The sequence below is a fragment of the Microbacterium lacusdiani genome (assembly GCF_054779895.1).
Window position 1 is genome coordinate 210,911 of sequence record NZ_BAAGXJ010000003.1, and the last position, 18,439, is coordinate 229,349.

Genomic DNA, 18,439 nt, shown 5'->3' on the forward strand with positions numbered 1-18,439 from the left:
CGTGGCAAACATCAAGTCGCAGATCAAGCGCAACAAGACCAACGAGAAGGCCCGCGAGCGCAACAAGGCCGTGAAGAGCGAGCTGAAGTCGGTCGTCCGCCGCACCCGCGAGGCCATCGCCGCCGGCGACAAGGCCGCCGCCGAGGCCGCCCTGCTCAAGGCCGCCAAGAAGCTCGACAAGGCCGCCAGCAAGGGCGTCATCCACAAGAACCAGGCCGCCAACCGCAAGTCGGCGATCGCCAAGAAGGTCGCCGCTCTCTGAGCCGCCCCTTCTGAAGAGAGCCCGTCCCCGTCGGGGGCGGGCTCTTCTCTTACTCTCCGAAGGGGCGGCGGGTCGCGATGACCGCGACCATGCGCTCGAGCGCGAACACCGGGTCGCGCGAGGCGCCCTTGACCTCGGCGTCCGCACGCGCGGCGGCCTGGATCGCGAGGCCGAGCGTCGACTGCGTCCAGCCGGCCTGCAGGTCGCGCCGCGCGCGATCCACCTGCCAGTCCTTCATCCCCAGCCGCGCGGCCAGCGCACGGGCGGGCTCGCGGGATCCCGCGACCTTCGCCATGGTGCGCAGCTTCATCGCGAACGCGGCCACGATCGGCACGGGGTCGGCGCCCGACGCCAGCGCGTGGCGCAGGCCGATGAGCGCCTCGCCGTAGCGGCCCGCGATCGCCGTGTCGGCCACCGCGAACGCGTTGGTCTCGACGCGGCCGCCGTAATAGCGGGTGACGACGTCCTCGCCGATGTCGCCGTCGACGTCCGAGATCAGCTGCTGGCACGCGGCCGCGAGCTCCGTCAGGTCGTCGCTGAAGGCGGACAGCAGCGCCTGCAGCGCGCGCGGCGCGATGCGGCGCCCTGCGGCCTTGAACTCGCCGGCCGCGAAGTCGTGACGCTCGGCGTCGCGCTTGATCGCGGGGCACGGCACCTCGACTCCCCCGCCGGCGCCCGCACGGATCGCGTCGAGCAGCTTCTTGCCGCGCACGCTCGCACCGGTGTGGCGCAGCACGACGGTCGCGCCCTCCTGGGGCTGCTCGATGTAGGCCAGCGCCTCGGTCAGGAACGCGTCGGAGCACTTCTCCACGCCCGACACGCGCACGAGGCGCGGCTCGCCGAACAGCGACGGCGCGGACACGGCCAGCAGCGTGCCGGCCGTGTAGTCGTCGGCTCGGATGTCGCTGATCTCGACGGCCGGATCCTCGGCCTTCAGGTAGTCGCGCACGCCCGCGATCGCGCGCTCGGCGCAGACCTCCTCGGGGCCCGACACCAGGACGATCGGAGCCGGGCGCGGAGCACGCCACGACAGCTGCGGGATCGAGGTCTTCGCACCGCGCGCCGGAGACTTCGAAGCGGGTGCGGGTGCCATGACCTCAGCCTACCGGCGGGCGCAGACACCGCCCGCGCTCACGGCGGCCGCTCGCGCCAGACGGTCACGCCGTCCGGCGAGGGCGAGACGAGCAGGAGGCCGGACCGGTCCGTGCGCGCGACGGAGGCTCCGAGCGCCGCGAGCGTGGTGAGGATCTCCTCGCGCGGGTGGCCGTAGTCGTTGTCCGCGCCGACCGTGACGAGGGCGACCGACGGGCCGATCTCGCCGTAGAGCTCGGGCAGCTGGTCGGCGCTGCCGTGGTGGGCGACCTTCACCACGGGGTACGGTCCCGCGAGCAGTCCGGTCCCGAGGAGCGCCGCCTGCGCGGAGGCGGACAGGTCGCCGAGGAGGATCGACCGCGGCACGTCGGGCCCCGCGATCTCGATCACCACGCTCGCGTCGTTGCCCGCGGGGAACGCCGCGGACGCGGCCCGCGGCCACAGCACGCGCCATCGTGCGGAGCCGAGCATCCCCGTCGCGCCCGCCGCGACCTGGATCCGCTGCGGCGCGCCCAGCTCGTCGAGCGCGCGCGCATCCGCCGCTTCTCCGAGCGGGCCGTGCAGCACCGTGCCGACCCGGTCGCGCAGCGCCGCCGCACCACCGGCGTGATCGACGTCGAAGTGCGTGAGCACGAGCAGGTCGACGCGGGCGACCCCGAGCCTGGCGAGGCAGGAGCTCAGCGACTCGGGCTCGGGACCCGTGTCGATCACGGCGACGGATCCCGCGGAGCGCACCACGAGCGCATCCCCCTGGCCGACGTCACAGGCGGCGATCGCCCAGTCGCGCGGAGCGGCGAGCGGCCCGGCGACGCCCGTCAGGGCGGTCGCGCCGACCGCAGCCCCCGTGCCGAGCGCCAATCCCGCCGCCCCGACGCGACGGGCCCACACGTCCCACGCGCCGATGCGCCCTGCGCGCGCGATCAGGACGCCCGCGGCCGCTCCGGCCAGCGCGAGGAGGACGGCGCCGCCCAGCCCGGGCGGCCACAGCACGCGCGCTCCGGGCAGGGCCGACACCGTCTGCGCGGTCGCGGCGATCCACGCGGACGGCACCCACGCCACGGCGGCGAGGCCGTCCGCGAGCACCGGCAGCGGCGCGGCCAGGCACGCCGCGAGCCCGACGATCGTCACGAGCGGCGCCGCCGGCGCGGCCAGGAGGTTCGCGACGACGCCGTACGCGGGAACCTCCGGCGCCAGCAGGACGAGCACGGGCCCGCACGCGAGCTGGGCCGCGAGCGGCACGCTGAGCGCAAGCGCGAGCGGCGAGGGCATCCAGCGGGAGAGCCCCGCCGCAAGCGGCCGGGCGAGGAGGAGGAGCGAGCCCGTCGCGACCACCGACAGCACGAATCCGTACGACGCCGACAGCCACGGATCGGCGATCACCAGCACGGTCGTCGCCAGGGCGAGAACCGAGACCCCCGCGCCCACCCGTCCCAGCACGAGCGCGAGCAGCGCGATCGACGCCATGGTGGCCGCGCGGACGACGCTGGGCTCCGGCGTCACGAGCACCACGAACCCCGCCAGCGCCGCCAGCGCGACGGCCACGCGCACGCCGCGCGCGGCGCCGAGCAGCGCGGCGGCGCCGAAGGCGATCCCGACGACGAGCGCGCAGTTGGCCCCCGACACGGCGGTGAGGTGGCTCAGCGACGCCGCCTTCATCGCCGCATCCAGGTCTTCGGACACCGCGCGCGTGTCCCCCACCGCGAGGCCAGGCAGCAGCATCGCGCCCGGCGCAGGAAGGGCGGAGGCCCGCTCCACCAGTCCGTCCCGCAGCTCCGCGGCGAGATCGAGCCCGGCCGGCGGGGTCGAGGTCACCTGCACCTCGCGGGCGAACACGACCAGCGCCGCGCGCTCCCCCGCGTCACCCGGCTGCGCGCTGCCCCGCGCCACCGCCGTCGAACCGAGATCCAGCCCGGCACCGCTCACGGCGTCCTGCGGGACGCTGACGGTCACCGGCACCGCGCCGAGCAGAGAGTCCGCGCCCCGCCGCACCGCCGCGGCCTCGGCGTCGAACCACAGCGCATCGCCGTGGCGCTCCACCTTCGAGGCGACCACGACCTCGAACTCGATGGCGCGGCCGCCGCCGGTCGCGAAAGCGACGGCCGCCTCGCGCGCCGGATGGGCAAGCGCCACGTGCCCCGATACGGCACCCGCGGCGGCACACGCCAGAACGGCCACCGCGCACGCGGTGCGCGCCCCGACCCACCGCCACGCGAGCACGCCGCCCAGGGCGAGAAGCCACGCGGCGATCGACACCGCACCGGCCGAGGCCGGGACCGCGACCGCCCACAGGGCCACCGCCCACGCGGCGATCGCGACCGGCACCATCCGCATGTCGCGCGCGCCCACTCGGTCGACGGCATGGACGACGCGGCGCGACCGCGGCTCGATCCGCTCGACGGGATGCCCCTCGATGACCGACACGGGCCCACGCTAGGGAGGCAGAGCGTCGCGCCGGAGCGACGCCTGCCCTCTCGTGGAGCACCCGCGGCACCGCACCGCCTGGGGACGAACGACCGGCTCGCGGCGGTCAGCTCATGGCGCGCTGCGCGACCTCCGGCAGGTCGCCGTCGATCCCGTGCAGTTCGCGCACGACGCGCTCCGCGGCATCCGCGTCGCCCTCCGCGATCGCCCGGCGCAGTCGGTCGAGCATCGGGCGCACGACGTGCATGATCCCATCGAACGACACGTTCCTCGTCACATAGTCCACGGTGTAGACCAGGTCGCTGACGAGCAGGAAGCTGCGGTTGCCGCACGACGCGAGAATGTGCCGGTTGTACGCGCGTCCCGCCTGGAAGTACGCGTCTCTGTCGGTGCCCTCCGCGATGATGGCGTCGAGCAGCGCGAGCGCCTCGGTGCGCTGCGCGTCGTCCATGCGTCGCGTCGCCATGCGGGTCGCCGCGCCGTACAGGTACCCGGCGTGCTCGACGATCTCGAGCGTGCGCTCCGGCGTGATCTCGATCACCCGGGTGTACCGGCTGGCCGACGTCTCGACCAGTCCGGCGCGCTCCAGCCGCAGCAGCGCCTCGCGCACCGGCATCCGCGAGACCCCCAGCCGCTCGGCGAGGCCCTGATCACGCAGGCTCTCTCCCGGGAGGATCTGTCCGTGGACGATCGCTTCGGCGAGGCGATCGAACACCATGTCCGACAGTCGAGGAGCCTGCGGAGGGCGCAACGGCGCGCCGAAGTCGAGGGGCATGCACGATCCAATCCGACCGGGGGTCGTCAGATAAGGGGTCGGGTGAACGCCCCTTCGGCTCAGGATTGTGCATTCCCCGTATTTTGTCGAGTCCCCATGACGCAATTCCGGAGCCGTTGCCGGCGCCTCACCCGACCCGCACATGCGGTCGCAGGGTCTCGAGCATGCGGTCGCCGATGCCCGGGACCGCGAGCAGGTCCTCGACGCTCGTGAAGCGGCCGTTGGCGTCGCGCCACTCGATGATCCGCTGCGCCAGCGCGGGACCGATGCGCGGCAGCTCCTCCAGCGCGGCCGCGTCGGCCGCATTGAGGTCGATCAGCGCGTCGCCCTCCGGCGCGGCCCCGCCCGCAGCCGCGACCGGCGCCTCGCCCACGGCCGGCACGACCAGCTGCTCGCCGTCGCTCACGACGCGCGCAAGGTTCACGGCCCCTCGGTCGGCGCGGTCGCCGAACCCGCCCGCGGCGGCGAGGGCGTCGACGACCCGCGCGCCGGCGGGAAGCACGTACAGCCCGGGTGCGCGCACCTCGCCCGCCACGTGCACGTAGATCCGCCCCGCGGCGACCGTCGCGCCGGCCGACGGCATGGGGCCCGTCACATGCTCGACGGGAGCGGTCGCGCCGCGCCACATCCCGATGCCGATCGTCACGGCGAGGGCGGCAAGCGCCAGGACGATCACCGCGCCGAGCCCGAGTCTCACGCGCCGCGGCGGCGGCGCGATCTGCTCGATGGGACTCCCCTCGATGCCCGGCACCCGCCCACGCTAGGTCGGGCGCGAACGCCGGCGGGCGGGCATCCGGCGCTCCGTGGAGAGCCCGCGACGCCCGCCCGCCTGGGGACGAGAGCCCTCAGCGCGTCGAGAAGCTGACGACCTTCGGGGCGCGCACGATCGCGCGCACGATCTCCTTGCCGCCGAGCGCGCGGATGACGCGCTCGTCGCGGCGGGCCATGTTCTCCAGCGTGTCGGGGTCGACCTTGGCCGCGACCTCGAGCGTCGCGCGCACCTTGCCGTCGATCTGCACGACCGCGGTGACCGACTCCTCGACCAGCAGGGCAGGATCGGCGCTGCGCCACGACACGAGCCCGATCGAGCCCTCGTAGCCCAGCAGCTGCCACATCTCCTCGGCGGTGTGCGGCGCGAACAGGTCCAGGATCATCGCGGTCGCCTCAACCGCCTCGCGCACGGCGGGGTCGGCCGGGCCCGCGGCGCCGTCGACGGCCTTGCGGATCGCGTTGACCAGCTCCATCAGGCGCGCGACGACCACGTTGAACTTCGTCTGCTCGATCAGCACGGGCGCGTCGGCCAGCAGGCGGTGCGTCACGCGGCGCAGGCCGGCGTCGCCCTCGGCCCACACGACGTCGGGCTCGCTCGCGACCTCCTGCGCCAGGCGCAGCGCGCGCGCCAGGAACTTCTGGGCGCCCGTGGTCGAGACGTCCTTCCAGTCCTTGTCGTCCTCCACGGGGCCCGCGAAGGCGAGCGCGACGCGCAGCGCGTCCGCGCCGTGACGCTCGAGCTCCTCCTTGAACAGCACCAGGTTGCCCTTGGACTTGGACATCTTGGCGCCGTCCAGGATCACCATGCCCTGGTTGATCAGGCTCGAGAACGGCTCGGTGAAGTCCACCAGGCCCATGTCGAAGAGGACCTTCGTGATGAAGCGCGCGTACAGCAGGTGCAGGATGGCGTGCTCCACGCCTCCGATGTACGCGTCCACGGGCGCCCAGCGGTCGGCGTCCTTCGGGTCGAAGGCGGCCTGGTCATTGCCCGGCGACAGGAAGCGCAGGAAGTACCAGGAGCTGTCGACGAACGTGTCCATCGTGTCGGGGTCGCGCAGCGCGGGCTCGCCCGTGCGGGGATCCGTCGTCTCGACCCAGCCGGCGGCGGCGCCGAGCGGCGACTGGCCCTTCGGCTTCAGGTCCAGGCCGGCGGCCTCCGGCAGGCGCACCGGCAGCTGGTCGGCCGGGACCGGCACGATCTCGCCGTCCTGCGTGTGGATCATCGGGATCGGCGTCCCCCAGAACCGCTGGCGCGAGATCAGCCAGTCGCGCAGGCGGTACTGCTTGGCGGCGCGGCCGAGGCCCTTCTCCTCCAGCTCTTCGATCACGCGCGCGATCGCGTTGCGCTTGGACAGCCCGTCGAGGCTGCCCGAGTTGATCATCCGGCCCTCGCCGGTCAGCGCCTCGCCCGTGTGACGCGGGTCGAGCTCGCTCAGCTGCGGGTCGATCGGAACGCCGTCCTCATCGACCTCGATCACGGGGATGGCGCCCGTGATCGGCGCCGTGGTGTCGACCACGACCCGGACGGGCAGGTCGAAGGCGCGCGCGAAGTCCAGGTCGCGCTGGTCGTGCGCGGGCACGGCCATGACCGCGCCGTGACCGTAGTCGGCCAGCACGTAGTCCGCGGCCCAGATCGGCAGGCGCTCGCCGTTGATGGGGTTGATCGCGTAGCGCTCCAGGAACACGCCCGTCTTGGGACGGTCCGTGGCCTGGCGCTCGATCTCGGTCTCCTTCTGCGTCTGCTCCAGGTACTCCTGGAAGCGGGCGCGCGCCTCGGGCGACGCGGTGGAGACGAGCTCGGCGGCCAGGTCGCTGTCGGGCGCGACGACCATGAACGTCGCGCCATGCAGGGTGTCGGGGCGGGTCGAGAAGACCGTGATCTTCTCGGCGCGGCCCTCGATCTCGAAGTCGATGTCGGCGCCGACCGAGCGGCCGATCCAGTTGCGCTGCATCTGCAGCACCTTCTGGGGCCAGAAGCCCTCCAGCTGGTTCAGGTCGTCCAGCAGGCGGTCGGCGTAGTCGGTGATCTTGAAGTACCACTGGGTCAGCTTCTTCTTGACCACGGTGGCGCCGCAGCGCTCGCACGCGCCGTCGACGACCTGCTCGTTCGCGAGCACGGTCTGGTCGTTCGGGCACCAGTTGACCGGGCTCTCCTTGCGGTAGGCCAGGCCGCGCTCGTGCAGCTGCTGGAACAGCCACTGGTTCCAGCGGTAGTAGTCGTCGTCGCTCGTGTGCAGCACGCGGCTCCAGTCGAACGAGACGCCGTACGCCTTCAGGCTCTCGCGCTGCTGCGCGATGTTCGCGTACGTCCACTCGCGCGGGTCCGCGCCGCGCTGGATGGCGGCGTTCTCCGCGGGCAGGCCGAACGAGTCCCACCCGATCGGGTTGAGCACGTTGTAGCCGCGGTGGCGCCAGAAGCGGGCGACGATGTCGCTGTAGAGGTAGTTCTCGGCGTGACCCATGTGCAGGTCGCCCGACGGGTACGGGAACATCGCCAGCACGTACTTGCGGGGCCGGGTGTCCTCCTCGCCGCCCGCGAGGAACGTCTCGTTCTGCTCCCAGTACGCCTGCCACTTGGCCTGCAGGGCGTGGACGTCGAACGCGCCGTCGACGGGCGCGGTGGTGGGTGCGGGAGGAGTCTGCGACACGGGAGTGATGAGCCAATCGGTTCGTGAGCACGCCGAAACAGCGCGTTGATGCGAGATTCCAGGTTAGCGCCCGGTGAGCGCCCATATGCTCGTGGCGTGAACGAGGCGCTCAACTGGCTGCTCGGCGCGGTCCAGTCCGTGGATCCCGTGCTGCGGACGGTCATCGCGGGCCTGGCGATCATGCTGGAGACGAGCGTGCTGATCGGCCTCGTGGTGCCCGGTGACACGGTCCTGATCGTCGCGGCCACGGGCGTCGGCAGCCTGACCGAGGGGCTCGTGCTCGGTGCCGTGGTCGTCGTGGGGGCGCTGGTCGGCGAGTCCATCGGCTTCGCGCTCGGGCGCTGGCTCGGGCCGCACATCCGCGCGTCCTGGGTCGGGCGCAGGATCGGCGAGCACAACTGGGAGCGGTCGGAGCGCTACCTGCGGCGGCGCGGCGGGATCGCGATCTTCCTGTCCCGCTTCCTTCCCGTGCTGCACTCCCTGGTCCCGCTGACGGTCGGGATGAGCGGCTACTCGTACCGCCGCTTCCTCGCGTGGACGCTGCCCGCGTGCCTGCTCTGGACCACGCTGTACGTCTCGATCGCGGCCGGCGCCGCCCACGGGTACCGCGAGGCGTCCGGCACCGCGCACTACGCGGGGTACCTGTTCGTGGGCGCGATCGTGCTGTTCATCCTGATCGTGTTCGCGGTGAAGAAGATCATCGCCCGCATCGAGCACCGTCACATGCACGACTGATCGGGTCCTTCGGGCGTGTGCCGGGCGCACGGCGCATGAAAGACTGTGCGGGATGTCCTCTGCCACGCCCCGCGACAGGATCCACTGGATCGCCCGGCTCGAGCGCCGCATCCACGCGTGGCGCGAGCGACGCGCCCGACGGCGCGGACGCAAGCCGACCGTGCTCGTGTTCCCCGGCTACGGCGGCGACGGGTGGGTGCGCGTCCTCGGCCGCGTGCTGATCGTGCCGCCGACCAAGCGGGACGCGAACGGGCAGCTCGCGCGCGTTCGCGGCTGGCGGAGCTTCCTCGGGATCCCGGTCGGCTATGCGACCGTCCGGATCACGATCGGCGACGAGGTGCACGAGGTCGTGGCCGACCGCGGCGGCGTGATCGACGCGCGGATCGAGGCCCACCTCGAGCCCGGCTGGCAGATCGTGCGGATGTCGGTCGAGAACGGCGAGCCCGGCGAGTCGCCCGTTCAGATCGTCGGGCCCGACGTCCGCATGGGCGTCGTGTGCGACATCGACGACACCGTGATGGTCACCGCCCTGCCGCGCCCGCTGCTGGCGGCCTGGAACTCGTTCGTGGTCGCCGAGCACGCGCGCCAGCCCGTGCCAGGCATGGCCGTGCTGCTCGGCCGCCTCACGCGACAGGAGCCGGGCATGCCCATGATCTACCTGTCGACGGGAGCCTGGAACGTCGCGCCGACGCTCACCCGCTTCCTGCAGCGGCACCTCTACCCGCCCGGATCGCTGCTGCTGACGGACTGGGGCCCCACGCACGACCGCTGGTTCCGCAGCGGCTCGGAGCACAAGGCGACCAACCTGCGCCGGCTCGCCGAGGAGTTCCCGGATGTGCGCTGGCTGCTGATCGGCGACGACGGTCAGCACGACGACGAGATCTACACCCGCTTCACGAGCGAGTACCCGTCGTCGGTCGCGGGCGTGGCGATCCGCCGCCTGTCCCCCGCCGAGGCCGTGCTCGCGGGTGGCCGCACGGCCGTCAACGACCACTCGGCCGCGGCCGTGCCGTGGGTCACCGCCGATGACGGCGCCGGCCTCGCCGAGCGCCTCGAGGCCGTCGGCCTGCTCGCGCACGACAGGTAGCACCCGCTTGCACCCATCCGGTCTTCGGGACGGGTGCCGGCGGCCCGGCATAGTCTGACGGCATGTGCGGACGGTTCGTGGTGGCGAAGGCGGGGAACGAGCTCGTGGGCGAGCTGCGCGTGGACCTGGTGGCCGACGAGCTGCCGCCGCCGTCGTACAACGTCGCGCCGACGGATCCGGTCGCGATCGTGCTCGACTCGGCCAAGACCGAGCCGCCCACGCGCCGCCTCGAGGTGGCGCGCTGGGGCCTGATCCCCTCGTGGGCGAAAGACGTCAAGATCGGCGCCCGCGCCTTCAACGCGCGCTCGGAGGAGCTCGAGGAGAAGCGGATGTTCCAGAACGCGCTGCAGAAGCGGCGCGCGATCATCCCCTCCAGCGGCTACTACGAGTGGAAGCTCATCGGCGGCGAGAAGGTGCCCCACTTCATCCACCCGGAGGACGGCTCGCCCCTGCTGTTCGCGGGCCTGTACGAGTGGTGGAAGGACCCGGCGAAGGCGGACGATGACCCGGACCGGTGGGTGCTGAGCTTCACGATCCTGACCCGAGACGCGATCGGCGCTCTCGGCTCGATCCACGACCGGATGCCCGTGTTCCTCGACGCGGACCACGCCGACGCCTGGCTCGACCCGACGGTCGACTACCCGCGCGACGTGCTCGACGCGGCCGTCGACGCGGCGCCGTACGTCGCCGAGACCCTCGTCTACCACCCGGTGGCCAAGGAGGTCGGCAACGTCCGCAACAACGGCCCGGAGCTCATCGAGCCGCGCCCGGCGGCCTGACCCCGGGCGCCCGGGCCGTCACGGCCCCGGGCGATAATGGGACGATGATCGCCGACCGAGTTCCCGCAGATGCCCGTGACCACATCGAGGACCTCGCCGCGTTCGTGACGGCGTCGCCGTCGTCCTATCACGCCGCCGCCGAGGCGGCATCGCGCGCCGAGGCCGCGGGCTACGAGCGACTCGACGAGGCCGACGCCTGGTCGATCGAGCCCGGCGGCCGCTACGTCGTGGTCCGCGACGGCTCGGTCATCGCCTTCGCGCTGCCCGAGGACGCCGGCGCCATCACGCCGTTCACCATCATCGGCGCGCACACCGACTCCCCCGGCTTCAAGCTCAAGCCGAAGCCGACCATGCAGGGCGCGGGCGGCTGGTGGCAGCTGGGCCTGGAGGTGTACGGCGGACCGCTGCTGAACTCGTGGCTCGACCGCGAGCTCGAGCTCGCGGGCCGGATCGTCACGCTCGACGGCACGGAGCACCTCGTGCGCACCGGCTCGCTGCTGCGCATCCCGCAGCTCGCCGTGCACCTCGACCGCGGCGTGAACACGGAGGGCCTCAAGCTCGACAAGCAGCGCCACACCCAGCCCGTCTGGGGCCTCGGCGACGCCGAGAGCGCCGACATCCTGCAGGCGCTCGCGGCGCGCGCCGGGGTCGACGCGACCGAGATCGGCGGCTACGACATCGTCGCGGCCGACACGCAGGAGCCGCGCACATTCGGCCACGCGCAGGAGCTGTTCGCCTCGGCGCGCCTCGACAACCTCCTGTCCGCGCACGCCGCGCTCGTCGCGCAGCTCGCGACCTCGCCGCAGGGCTCCATCGCGATGTACGCCGCGTTCGACCACGAGGAGATCGGCAGCGCGTCGCGCTCGGGAGCCGCGGGCCCGTTCCTCGAGGACGTGCTCGCGCGCATCTCGGCCGCGCTGGACGCCGGGCCCGAGGAGCGGGCTCAGGCGTTCGCCGCGTCGCTGCACATCTCGAGCGACGTGGGCCACGCCGTGCACCCGAACTACCCCGAGAAGCACGATCCCGCGAACCGCCCCGAGGCGGGCGGCGGCCCCATCCTGAAGATCAACGCGAACCAGCGCTACGCCACCGATGCGCACGGCGCGGCGGCGTGGAACGCCGCGTGCGAGTCGGCCGGCGTGCCGACCCAGGAGTTCGTGTCGAACAACGCGGTGCCGTGCGGATCGACCATCGGCCCGATCGCCGCGACGCGCCTGGGCATCCGCACGGTCGACGTCGGCGTGCCGATCCTGTCGATGCACTCCGCGCGCGAGCTGACCGCGGTCGTCGACCCCTGGTACCTGTCCCGCGCGATGGCGGCGGTGCTCGCCCGCTGAGCATGTCGGCCGCCCTCGACACCCCCACCGTCACGCGCCTCGCGCGCGACGAGTGGCGTGCGCGCGAGGCGGCGCACGAGGCGCGGGCCGACGCGCTCACGGCGGATCACCGCGAGCGCGCCGCGCGCGGCGAGAAGCACCCCGTGTGGGACTTCCTGTTCACGTACTACTCGTACAAGCCCGCCGTCCTGCGGCGCTGGCATCCGGGTGCGGGCGTCGAGCTCGCGGACGCCGCGGGCGAGCCGCGGGCCGGATGGCGCTGGTACGTCCCCGGGTCCGCTCCGGGATCCCTCACGGTCGACCGCGCCGGCTTCGCGGCCGAGAAGGGCTCGCTCGCGCGGCTGATCGAGATCATGCTGCGCCGCACGGCCGAGCGGCCCGGCCAGTTCGGGTGCTTCGGCCTGCACGAATGGGCCATGGTCTACCGCCGGCGCGAGCACCGCCATCCGGTGCCGCTCCGGCTCGGCCAGGAGGGCACGGACGCCGTGGTGGACGCGCACGAGCTGCGCTGCACGCACTACGACGCGTTCCGGTTCTTCACCCCCGACGCCGCACCGCTCAACCGCCACGCCCCCACGCGCGACGCCCAGCCGCTGCTGGACCAGCCCGGCTGCCTGCACGCGGGCATGGACATCTACAAGTGGGCCGTCAAGCTCGGCCCGCTCGTGCCGGGCGAGCTGCTGCTGGACGCGTTCGAGCTCGCGCGCGACATCCGCCGTCTCGACATGGAGGCGGCCCCGTACGACCTCTCCGAGTGGGGATTCGCGCCCGTGCGCATCGAGACGCCCGAGGGCAAGGCCGAGTACGTGCGGCGTCAGCGCGGGTTCGCGGAGCGCGGCGACGACCTGCGCCGCCGCATCCTCGCGGCGTGGCAGCCGGCCGCCGCCTGAGCGCGACCCGCCATCCGACGCGGTGCAGCACTTCGCCCGCCGAGATTGCAACTGTGTAAACACATCGCCCTTCCCGGAGGGTGGGAGTCGTCAGATCGCTGGGTGTGTGCGAGGATCGCGGAATCACGCGCCTCCCCAGGCGCACCGCCGCGCCCCCGGACGCGGATGCACCAAGACACAGTCGTCAAGCAGAAAGTGGCATCGAATGGCACTCCCCACCCAGGCGCGCTCACGCGCCGTCGCCGTCGCCCTTCCCACCGTCGCCGTGCTGGCCCTCGCGGGCTGCGCGGCCGGCGGCTCGAACGGGGGCGGCGGCGAAGCTCCCGCCGGCGACAACGTGATCCTCGTCGGCACGACCGACACCGTCACGCACCTCGACCCGGCCGGCAGCTACGACAACGGATCGCTCACGCTCCAGACCCAGGTGTTCCCGTACCTCGTGAACACCGCGCCCGGCAGCACCGAGGTCGTCCCGGACCTCGCCGAGTCGGCCGAGTTCACCGGCCCGACCGAGTACACCGTCACGCTTCCCGAGGGCCTCACCTGGGCCAACGGCAACGACCTCACCTCGAGCGACGTGAAGTTCACGTTCGACCGCCAGCTGGCGATCGCGGACCCGAACGGCCCGTCGTCGCTGCTGTACAACCTCGAGTCGGTCGAGGCTCCCGACGACACCACGGTCGTCTTCCACCTCAAGAGCGAGAACGACCAGGTGTTCCCGTTCATCCTGACGAGCTTCCCCGGCGCGATCGTCGACGAGGACGTCTTCTCGGCCGACGCGGTCACCCCCGACGAGGACATCGTCGAAGGCAACGCGTTCGGCGGCCCGTACGCCATCACCGACTACACGTTCAACGAGCTGGTCGAGCTGACCCCGAACGAGAGCTACCAGGGTCTGATCGAGCCCGCCGCGAACGACGGCGTCATCATCAACTACTACGCCGAGTCGTCGAACCTGAAGCTCGCCGTGCAGGAGGGCGAGGTCGACGTCGCGTACCGCAGCCTGTCGGCCAGCGACGTGGCCGACCTGTCGACCGACGAGAACCTCGCGGTGCACGACGGCCCCGGCGGCGAGATCCGCTACATCGTGTTCAACTTCAACACGCAGCCGTACGGCGCCACGACCGAGGAGGCCGACGAGGCCAAGGCCCTCGCCGTGCGTCAGGCGGTGGCGTCGCTGATCGACCGCGAGCAGCTCAGCCAGGACGTCTACGACGGCACCTACACGCCGCTGTACTCGTACGTGCCGGAGGGCTTCGCCGGCGCGATCGAGCCGCTCAAGGAGATGTACGGCGACGGTCAGGGCGGCCCCTCGGCCGAGAAGGCCGCGGAGCTCCTGGAGGCCGCGGGCGTCGAGACGCCGGTCGAGCTCTCGCTGCAGTACAGCCCCGACCACTACGGCCCCAGCTCGGCCGACGAGTACGCCATGATCGAGCAGCAGCTCGAGGCGGACGGCCTGTTCGACGTGACCCTCGCGGGCACGGAGTGGGTGCAGTACTCGGATGACCGCGTCAACGACGTCTACCCGGCGTACCAGCTCGGCTGGTTCCCGGACTACTCGGACGCCGACAACTACCTGACGCCGTTCTTCCTGACGGAGAACTTCCTGGTCAACCACTACTCCGACCCGGAGGTGGACGAGCTGATCCTGCAGCAGGCGTCGACGCCGGACCCGGCCGAGCGCCAGGCGCTGATCGAGGAGATCCAGCGCAAGGTGGCCGAGGACCTGTCGACCGTGCCGTACCTGCAGGGCGCCCAGGTCGCCGTCGGCGCGGCCGACGTCGAGGGCATCGTCCTCGACGCGTCGTTCAAGCTGCGCATGGCCTCGATCACCCGCTGATCGACGCTCACGTGAGGGGGCGGTCCCGGCTCCGGCCGGGCCGCCCCCTCCCCTCGCCCTCAAGGACCCCACCCGTGGCAGACACCGCAACGGCACCGCCCGCAGCCCTCCCCGCCGCCGCCCGCAAGGGCGCGCGCGGCGGGACCACGCTGTGGCGCTACGTGCTCATCCGCTTCCTCCTGATCTTCCCGACGATCTTCATCCTCGTCACGACCGTCTTCCTGATGATGCGCGTGACGGGAGACCCGATCACGGCCGCGCTCGGCGGCCAGCTCTCCCCCGCGCAGCTCGCGGAGCGCATCGAGGCCGCCGGCTACAACCGGCCGCTCATCGTGCAGTACCTCGAGTACCTCGGCGCGATCGCGCGCGGCGACTTCGGCACCACGATCGACGGCCAGCCCGTCACCGGCGTGCTCCTGCGCTACGGCGGCGCGACGCTGGAGCTCGCCTTCTACGCGCTGATCGTCGCCTTCCTGGTCGGCATCCCGCTCGGCATGCTCGCCGCCGCGGTCCGCGACCGCTGGGGCGACGCCGTCCTGCGCGTGTTCGCGATCCTCTGCTACGCGACGCCCGTGTTCTTCGCCGGCCTGCTCCTCAAGCTCGTCTTCTCGGTGTGGCTCGGCGTGCTGCCGAGCTCGGGCCGCGCCTCGCCGCGCGTCGAGCTCATGATCGGCCGCGTCGATAACCCCACCGGGATCTACACGATCGACGCGATCCGCACCGGCAACCCCGCCTATCTGGTGGACGTGCTCGAGCACGCGATCATGCCGGGCGTCGCGCTCGGCCTGCTCACCGCGGGCGTGTTCCTGCGCCTCGTGCGGACGAACGTGATCGGCACGCTCGCGATGCCGTACATCGACGCCGCGCGCTCGCGGGGCATCAGCGAGTTCCGACTCGTCCGCACCCACGCGTACAAGCCCGCGCTCATCCCGATCATCACCGTGATCGGCCTGCAGATCGCGCTGCTGCTCGGCGGCGCGGTCCTGACCGAGACCACGTTCGAGTGGATGGGCCTGGGCTACCAGCTGAGCGAGTACCTGAAGGCGCGCGACTTCGTCGCGGTGCAGGGGATCGTCGCCCTGCTCGCGGTGATCGTGGCGCTGACCAACTTCATCGTCGACATCATCGCGGCGTTCATCGACCCGAGGGTGAGGTACTGACATGGCACGCGCTTCGCTCTGGAAGAAGCTGCCGATCGTGCACCAGTACCGCCAGTCGGTCGGGCTGCAGCGCGGCATGCTGACCGCGGGTCTCGCGATCTGCGCGCTGTTCCTGCTGACGGCCGTGTTCGCCCCGCTGATCGCGCCGTACGAGTTCAACCAGCTCCGGGACGCCGCGGGCGACACGTTCACGCCGCGCCAGGCCCCCAGCGCCGAGCACATCTGGGGCACCACGATCGCGGGCTACGACGTGTTCTCGCGCGTGCTGTGGGGCGCCCGCACGGCGTTCCTGGTGATCGTCGTGTCGGTCGTGATGTCGATGTTCCTGGGCATCCTGCTGGGCCTGGTGTCCGGCTACATCGGCGGCTGGATCGACCGCGTGCTCGTGGTGATCTGCGACGCGGTCTACGCGTTCCCGTCCCTGCTGCTCGCGATCGTGAGCGCGATCATCATCTCGGGCGGCCAGTCGAGCATGTGGGGCGGCATCCTGGCCACCTCGATCTCGATCACGGTCGTGTTCATCCCGCAGTACTTCCGGGTGATCCGCGCCGAGACCGTGCGCGTCAAGTCCGAGGCCTTCGTGGAGGCGGCGCTCGTGATGGGCGCCTCGACGTGGCGCGTGATGTTCCGCCACGTGCTGCGCAACGCCACGCGCACGCTGCCGCTGATCTTCACGCTCAACGCCTCGGAGGCCATCCTGACGCTCGCGGGCCTGGGCTTCCTCGGCTTCGGCATCGAGCCGAGCGCCGCCGCGGAGTGGGGCTACGACCTCAACCGCGCGATCGAGGACGTCACGGCCGGCCGCTGGTGGACGGCGGTCTTCCCCGGCGTGGCCATCGTGCTCGTCGTGATGGGCATGACGCTCGTCGGCGAGAGCCTGAACGACCTCGCCGACCCGCGCCTGCGCACCCGCCGGCGCGCCGCGGACACCCCGGCCGACGCGGCCGCGGCGTCCACCCCCGTCGCCCGCACCGAGCTCGGAGAGGTCGAATGAGCACCGCAGCAGACCACGCGGTCAAGATCCGCGACCTGACCATCACGTTCGCGACGGACGGCGGCGACGTGCAGGCCGTGCGCGGCATCACGCTGGACGTCCTGCCGGGCGAGGTGCTCGCGATCGTGGGCGAGTCGGGATCCGGCAAGACCGTCACGGCCCGGACCATCCTGGGCCTGCTGCCCGAGACCGCCCGCCTGGGCGGCGCGGTCGTGCTGAACGGCACGGACGTCGTCGGGCTGTCGCACGACCGCATCCGGGCCCTGCGCGGGCCCGATGCGGCGATGATCTTCCAGGAGCCCATGACGGCGCTCAACCCCGTCTTCACGGTGGGCTGGCAGATCGCGGAGGGACTGCGCGCGCACGGGGAGGTGTCCGCCAAGGAGGCCCGCAGGCGCGCGATCGACATCCTCGGCAAGGTCGGGATCCCGGATCCCGAGGTGCGCGTGGACCACTACCCGCACCAGTTCTCGGGCGGCCAGAAGCAGCGCATCGTGATCGCGCAGGCGCTCGCGCTGAACCCGTCGGTGATCATCGCGGACGAGCCCACGACGGCGCTGGACGTCACGGTGCAGGCCGAGATCCTCGACCTGCTGCGGCGCGCCCGCAGCGAGTTCGGCACCGCGATCGTCCTGATCACGCACAACATGGGCGTGGTCGCCGACCTGGCCGACCGCGTCGCCGTGATGTACCAGGGCGAGATCGTGGAGACCGCCCCGGTGCGGGAGCTGTTCGCGCATCCGCGCCACGAGTACACGCAGCGACTGCTCGCCGCCGTGCCGCGGCTCGAGGTCGCCGACCGGCAGTACGGCGGGGATCCCGACGCGAGTCCGGTGGTCGAGGCCCGAGGCCTCGAGATCGAGTACCCCGGCCGGTTCGGCCGCAAGCCGTTCCGCGCCGTGAACGGCGTCGACCTCTCGATCCGGCCCGGCGAGATCCTCGGCCTGGTGGGCGAGTCGGGCTCGGGCAAGACCACGATCGGCCGCGCCATGGCCGGCCTCGCGCCCGTCACGGGCGGGTCGCTGCGCGTGCTCGGCACCGAGATGAACGGCATGCGGGAGCGCGACTTCCGCGCCTCCCGCCGCCGGCTCGGCTTCGTCTTCCAGGACCCGGCGTCGAGCTTCAACCCGCTGCTGACGATCGCCGAGTGCGTCGCCGAGCCGCTCATCGTGCATGGCGAGGCGTCGAGCCCCGCGGACGCGCGCGACCGCGTGGACGAGCTGCTGGATGCGGTGCAGCTGCCGGGGCACTTCGGCGACCGCTACCCGCATGAGCTCTCGGGCGGTCAGCGCCAGCGCGCCAGCCTCGCGCGGGCCCTGGCCCTGAACCCGGAGCTGCTGATCGCCGACGAGCCCACCAGCGCGCTGGACGTGTCGGTGCAGGCGCGCGTGCTGGAGCTGTTCGTCGAGCTGCAGGAGCGGTTCGGGTTCGCGGCGCTGTTCATCACGCACGACCTCGCGGTCGTGGACCTGCTCGCGCACCGCGTCGCCGTGCTCCACCGCGGCGAGATCGCCGAGCAGGGCCCGACGGCGCAGGTGCTCGGAGACCCCCAGGACGACTACACCCGTCGCCTGCTGGCCTCCCTGCCCGTGCCCGACCCGGTCGAGCAGGCCGCGCGCCGCGCCGCGCGCGGCTGAGCGGCGACCGC

Annotated in this window: 15 protein-coding genes; 10 read left to right on the plus strand and 5 right to left on the minus strand. The window is 72.4% G+C overall.

Going from position 1 to position 18,439, the window contains the following annotated elements; translation table 11 throughout:
• Position 1: 1 nt before the first annotated feature.
• Entirely contained in the window at positions 2-262 is a 261-nt protein-coding gene (rpsT, locus tag ACYVGN_RS03130) for a 30S ribosomal protein S20 (protein WP_055988833.1), read from the plus strand.
• Between the two features lie 49 nt (positions 263-311).
• Here rpsT and holA read toward each other — a convergent pair whose 3' ends face one another.
• The 5 genes from holA to leuS form a co-directional block, all read right to left on the minus strand.
• A complete protein-coding gene (gene holA, locus ACYVGN_RS03135) occupies positions 312-1,355 on the minus strand; it encodes a DNA polymerase III subunit delta (protein WP_460788711.1) in 1,044 nt (347 codons plus the stop codon).
• Between the two features lie 38 nt (positions 1,356-1,393).
• On the minus strand, positions 1,394-3,775 hold the full coding sequence (locus ACYVGN_RS03140; protein ID WP_460788712.1) for a ComEC/Rec2 family competence protein: 2,382 nt from the start codon (positions 3,773-3,775) through the stop codon (positions 1,394-1,396).
• A gap of 106 nt (positions 3,776-3,881) precedes the next feature.
• A complete protein-coding gene (locus ACYVGN_RS03145) occupies positions 3,882-4,493 on the minus strand; it encodes a GntR family transcriptional regulator (RefSeq protein ID WP_460788713.1) in 612 nt (203 codons plus the stop codon).
• A 184-nt stretch (positions 4,494-4,677) separates the two neighbouring features.
• Positions 4,678-5,301, minus strand: coding sequence for a helix-hairpin-helix domain-containing protein (locus tag ACYVGN_RS03150; protein ID WP_460788715.1), 624 nt, complete (start codon positions 5,299-5,301; stop codon positions 4,678-4,680).
• A 94-nt stretch (positions 5,302-5,395) separates the two neighbouring features.
• On the minus strand, positions 5,396-7,969 hold the full coding sequence (gene leuS, locus ACYVGN_RS03155) for a leucine--tRNA ligase (RefSeq protein WP_055988836.1): 2,574 nt from the start codon (positions 7,967-7,969) through the stop codon (positions 5,396-5,398).
• Between the two features lie 96 nt (positions 7,970-8,065).
• Here leuS and ACYVGN_RS03160 point away from each other — a divergent pair, with 96 nt between their 5' ends.
• From ACYVGN_RS03160 to ACYVGN_RS03200, 9 genes are all read left to right on the plus strand, one after another.
• Positions 8,066-8,704: a DedA family protein gene (locus ACYVGN_RS03160; protein ID WP_134746231.1), complete on the plus strand. Its 639-nt coding sequence runs from the start codon at positions 8,066-8,068 to the stop codon at positions 8,702-8,704.
• Between the two features lie 52 nt (positions 8,705-8,756).
• Positions 8,757-9,791 (plus strand): App1 family protein, encoded by a 1,035-nt coding sequence (locus ACYVGN_RS03165; protein ID WP_460788717.1) that lies wholly within the window; start codon positions 8,757-8,759, stop codon positions 9,789-9,791.
• Positions 9,792-9,853: 62 nt separating this feature from the next.
• Entirely contained in the window at positions 9,854-10,570 is a 717-nt protein-coding gene (locus tag ACYVGN_RS03170; RefSeq protein WP_134746229.1) for an SOS response-associated peptidase, read from the plus strand.
• A gap of 44 nt (positions 10,571-10,614) precedes the next feature.
• Entirely contained in the window at positions 10,615-11,907 is a 1,293-nt protein-coding gene (locus tag ACYVGN_RS03175; protein WP_460788720.1) for a M18 family aminopeptidase, read from the plus strand.
• A 2-nt stretch (positions 11,908-11,909) separates the two neighbouring features.
• Complete coding sequence (locus tag ACYVGN_RS03180; protein WP_460788722.1) at positions 11,910-12,797, plus strand: 3-methyladenine DNA glycosylase; 888 nt, start codon at positions 11,910-11,912, stop codon at positions 12,795-12,797.
• Positions 12,798-13,002: 205 nt separating this feature from the next.
• Positions 13,003-14,637: an ABC transporter substrate-binding protein gene (locus ACYVGN_RS03185; RefSeq protein WP_460788724.1), complete on the plus strand. Its 1,635-nt coding sequence runs from the start codon at positions 13,003-13,005 to the stop codon at positions 14,635-14,637.
• Positions 14,638-14,711: 74 nt separating this feature from the next.
• Positions 14,712-15,797, plus strand: a complete 1,086-nt coding sequence (locus tag ACYVGN_RS03190) for an ABC transporter permease (protein ID WP_460788726.1) — start codon at positions 14,712-14,714, stop codon at positions 15,795-15,797.
• Between the two features lies 1 nt (position 15,798).
• Complete coding sequence (locus tag ACYVGN_RS03195; protein WP_460788728.1) at positions 15,799-16,791, plus strand: ABC transporter permease; 993 nt, start codon at positions 15,799-15,801, stop codon at positions 16,789-16,791.
• Positions 16,788-18,428, plus strand: a complete 1,641-nt coding sequence (locus ACYVGN_RS03200; protein WP_460788730.1) for an ABC transporter ATP-binding protein — start codon at positions 16,788-16,790, stop codon at positions 18,426-18,428. Before ACYVGN_RS03195 ends, ACYVGN_RS03200 begins: the two co-directional genes overlap by 4 nt.
• Positions 18,429-18,439: the final 11 nt, after the last annotated feature.

What these genes read in the sequence shown, in the direction of transcription:
- ACYVGN_RS03175 (WP_460788720.1), top strand. Translation starts at nt 10,615, where the DNA reads ATGATCGCCGACCGAGTTCCCGCAGATGCCCGTGACCACATCGAGGAC.
- ACYVGN_RS03185 (WP_460788724.1), top strand. Translation starts at nt 13,003, where the DNA reads ATGGCACTCCCCACCCAGGCGCGCTCACGCGCCGTCGCCGTCGCCCTT.
- ACYVGN_RS03200 (WP_460788730.1), top strand. Translation starts at nt 16,788, where the DNA reads ATGAGCACCGCAGCAGACCACGCGGTCAAGATCCGCGACCTGACCATC.
- holA (WP_460788711.1), bottom strand. Translation starts at nt 1,355, where the DNA reads ATGGCACCCGCACCCGCTTCGAAGTCTCCGGCGCGCGGTGCGAAGACC.
- ACYVGN_RS03145 (WP_460788713.1), bottom strand. Translation starts at nt 4,493, where the DNA reads ATGGTGTTCGATCGCCTCGCCGAAGCGATCGTCCACGGACAGATCCTC.
- ACYVGN_RS03170 (WP_134746229.1), top strand. Translation starts at nt 9,854, where the DNA reads ATGTGCGGACGGTTCGTGGTGGCGAAGGCGGGGAACGAGCTCGTGGGC.
- ACYVGN_RS03165 (WP_460788717.1), top strand. Translation starts at nt 8,757, where the DNA reads ATGTCCTCTGCCACGCCCCGCGACAGGATCCACTGGATCGCCCGGCTC.
- ACYVGN_RS03195 (WP_460788728.1), top strand. Translation starts at nt 15,799, where the DNA reads ATGGCACGCGCTTCGCTCTGGAAGAAGCTGCCGATCGTGCACCAGTAC.
- ACYVGN_RS03180 (WP_460788722.1), top strand. Translation starts at nt 11,910, where the DNA reads ATGTCGGCCGCCCTCGACACCCCCACCGTCACGCGCCTCGCGCGCGAC.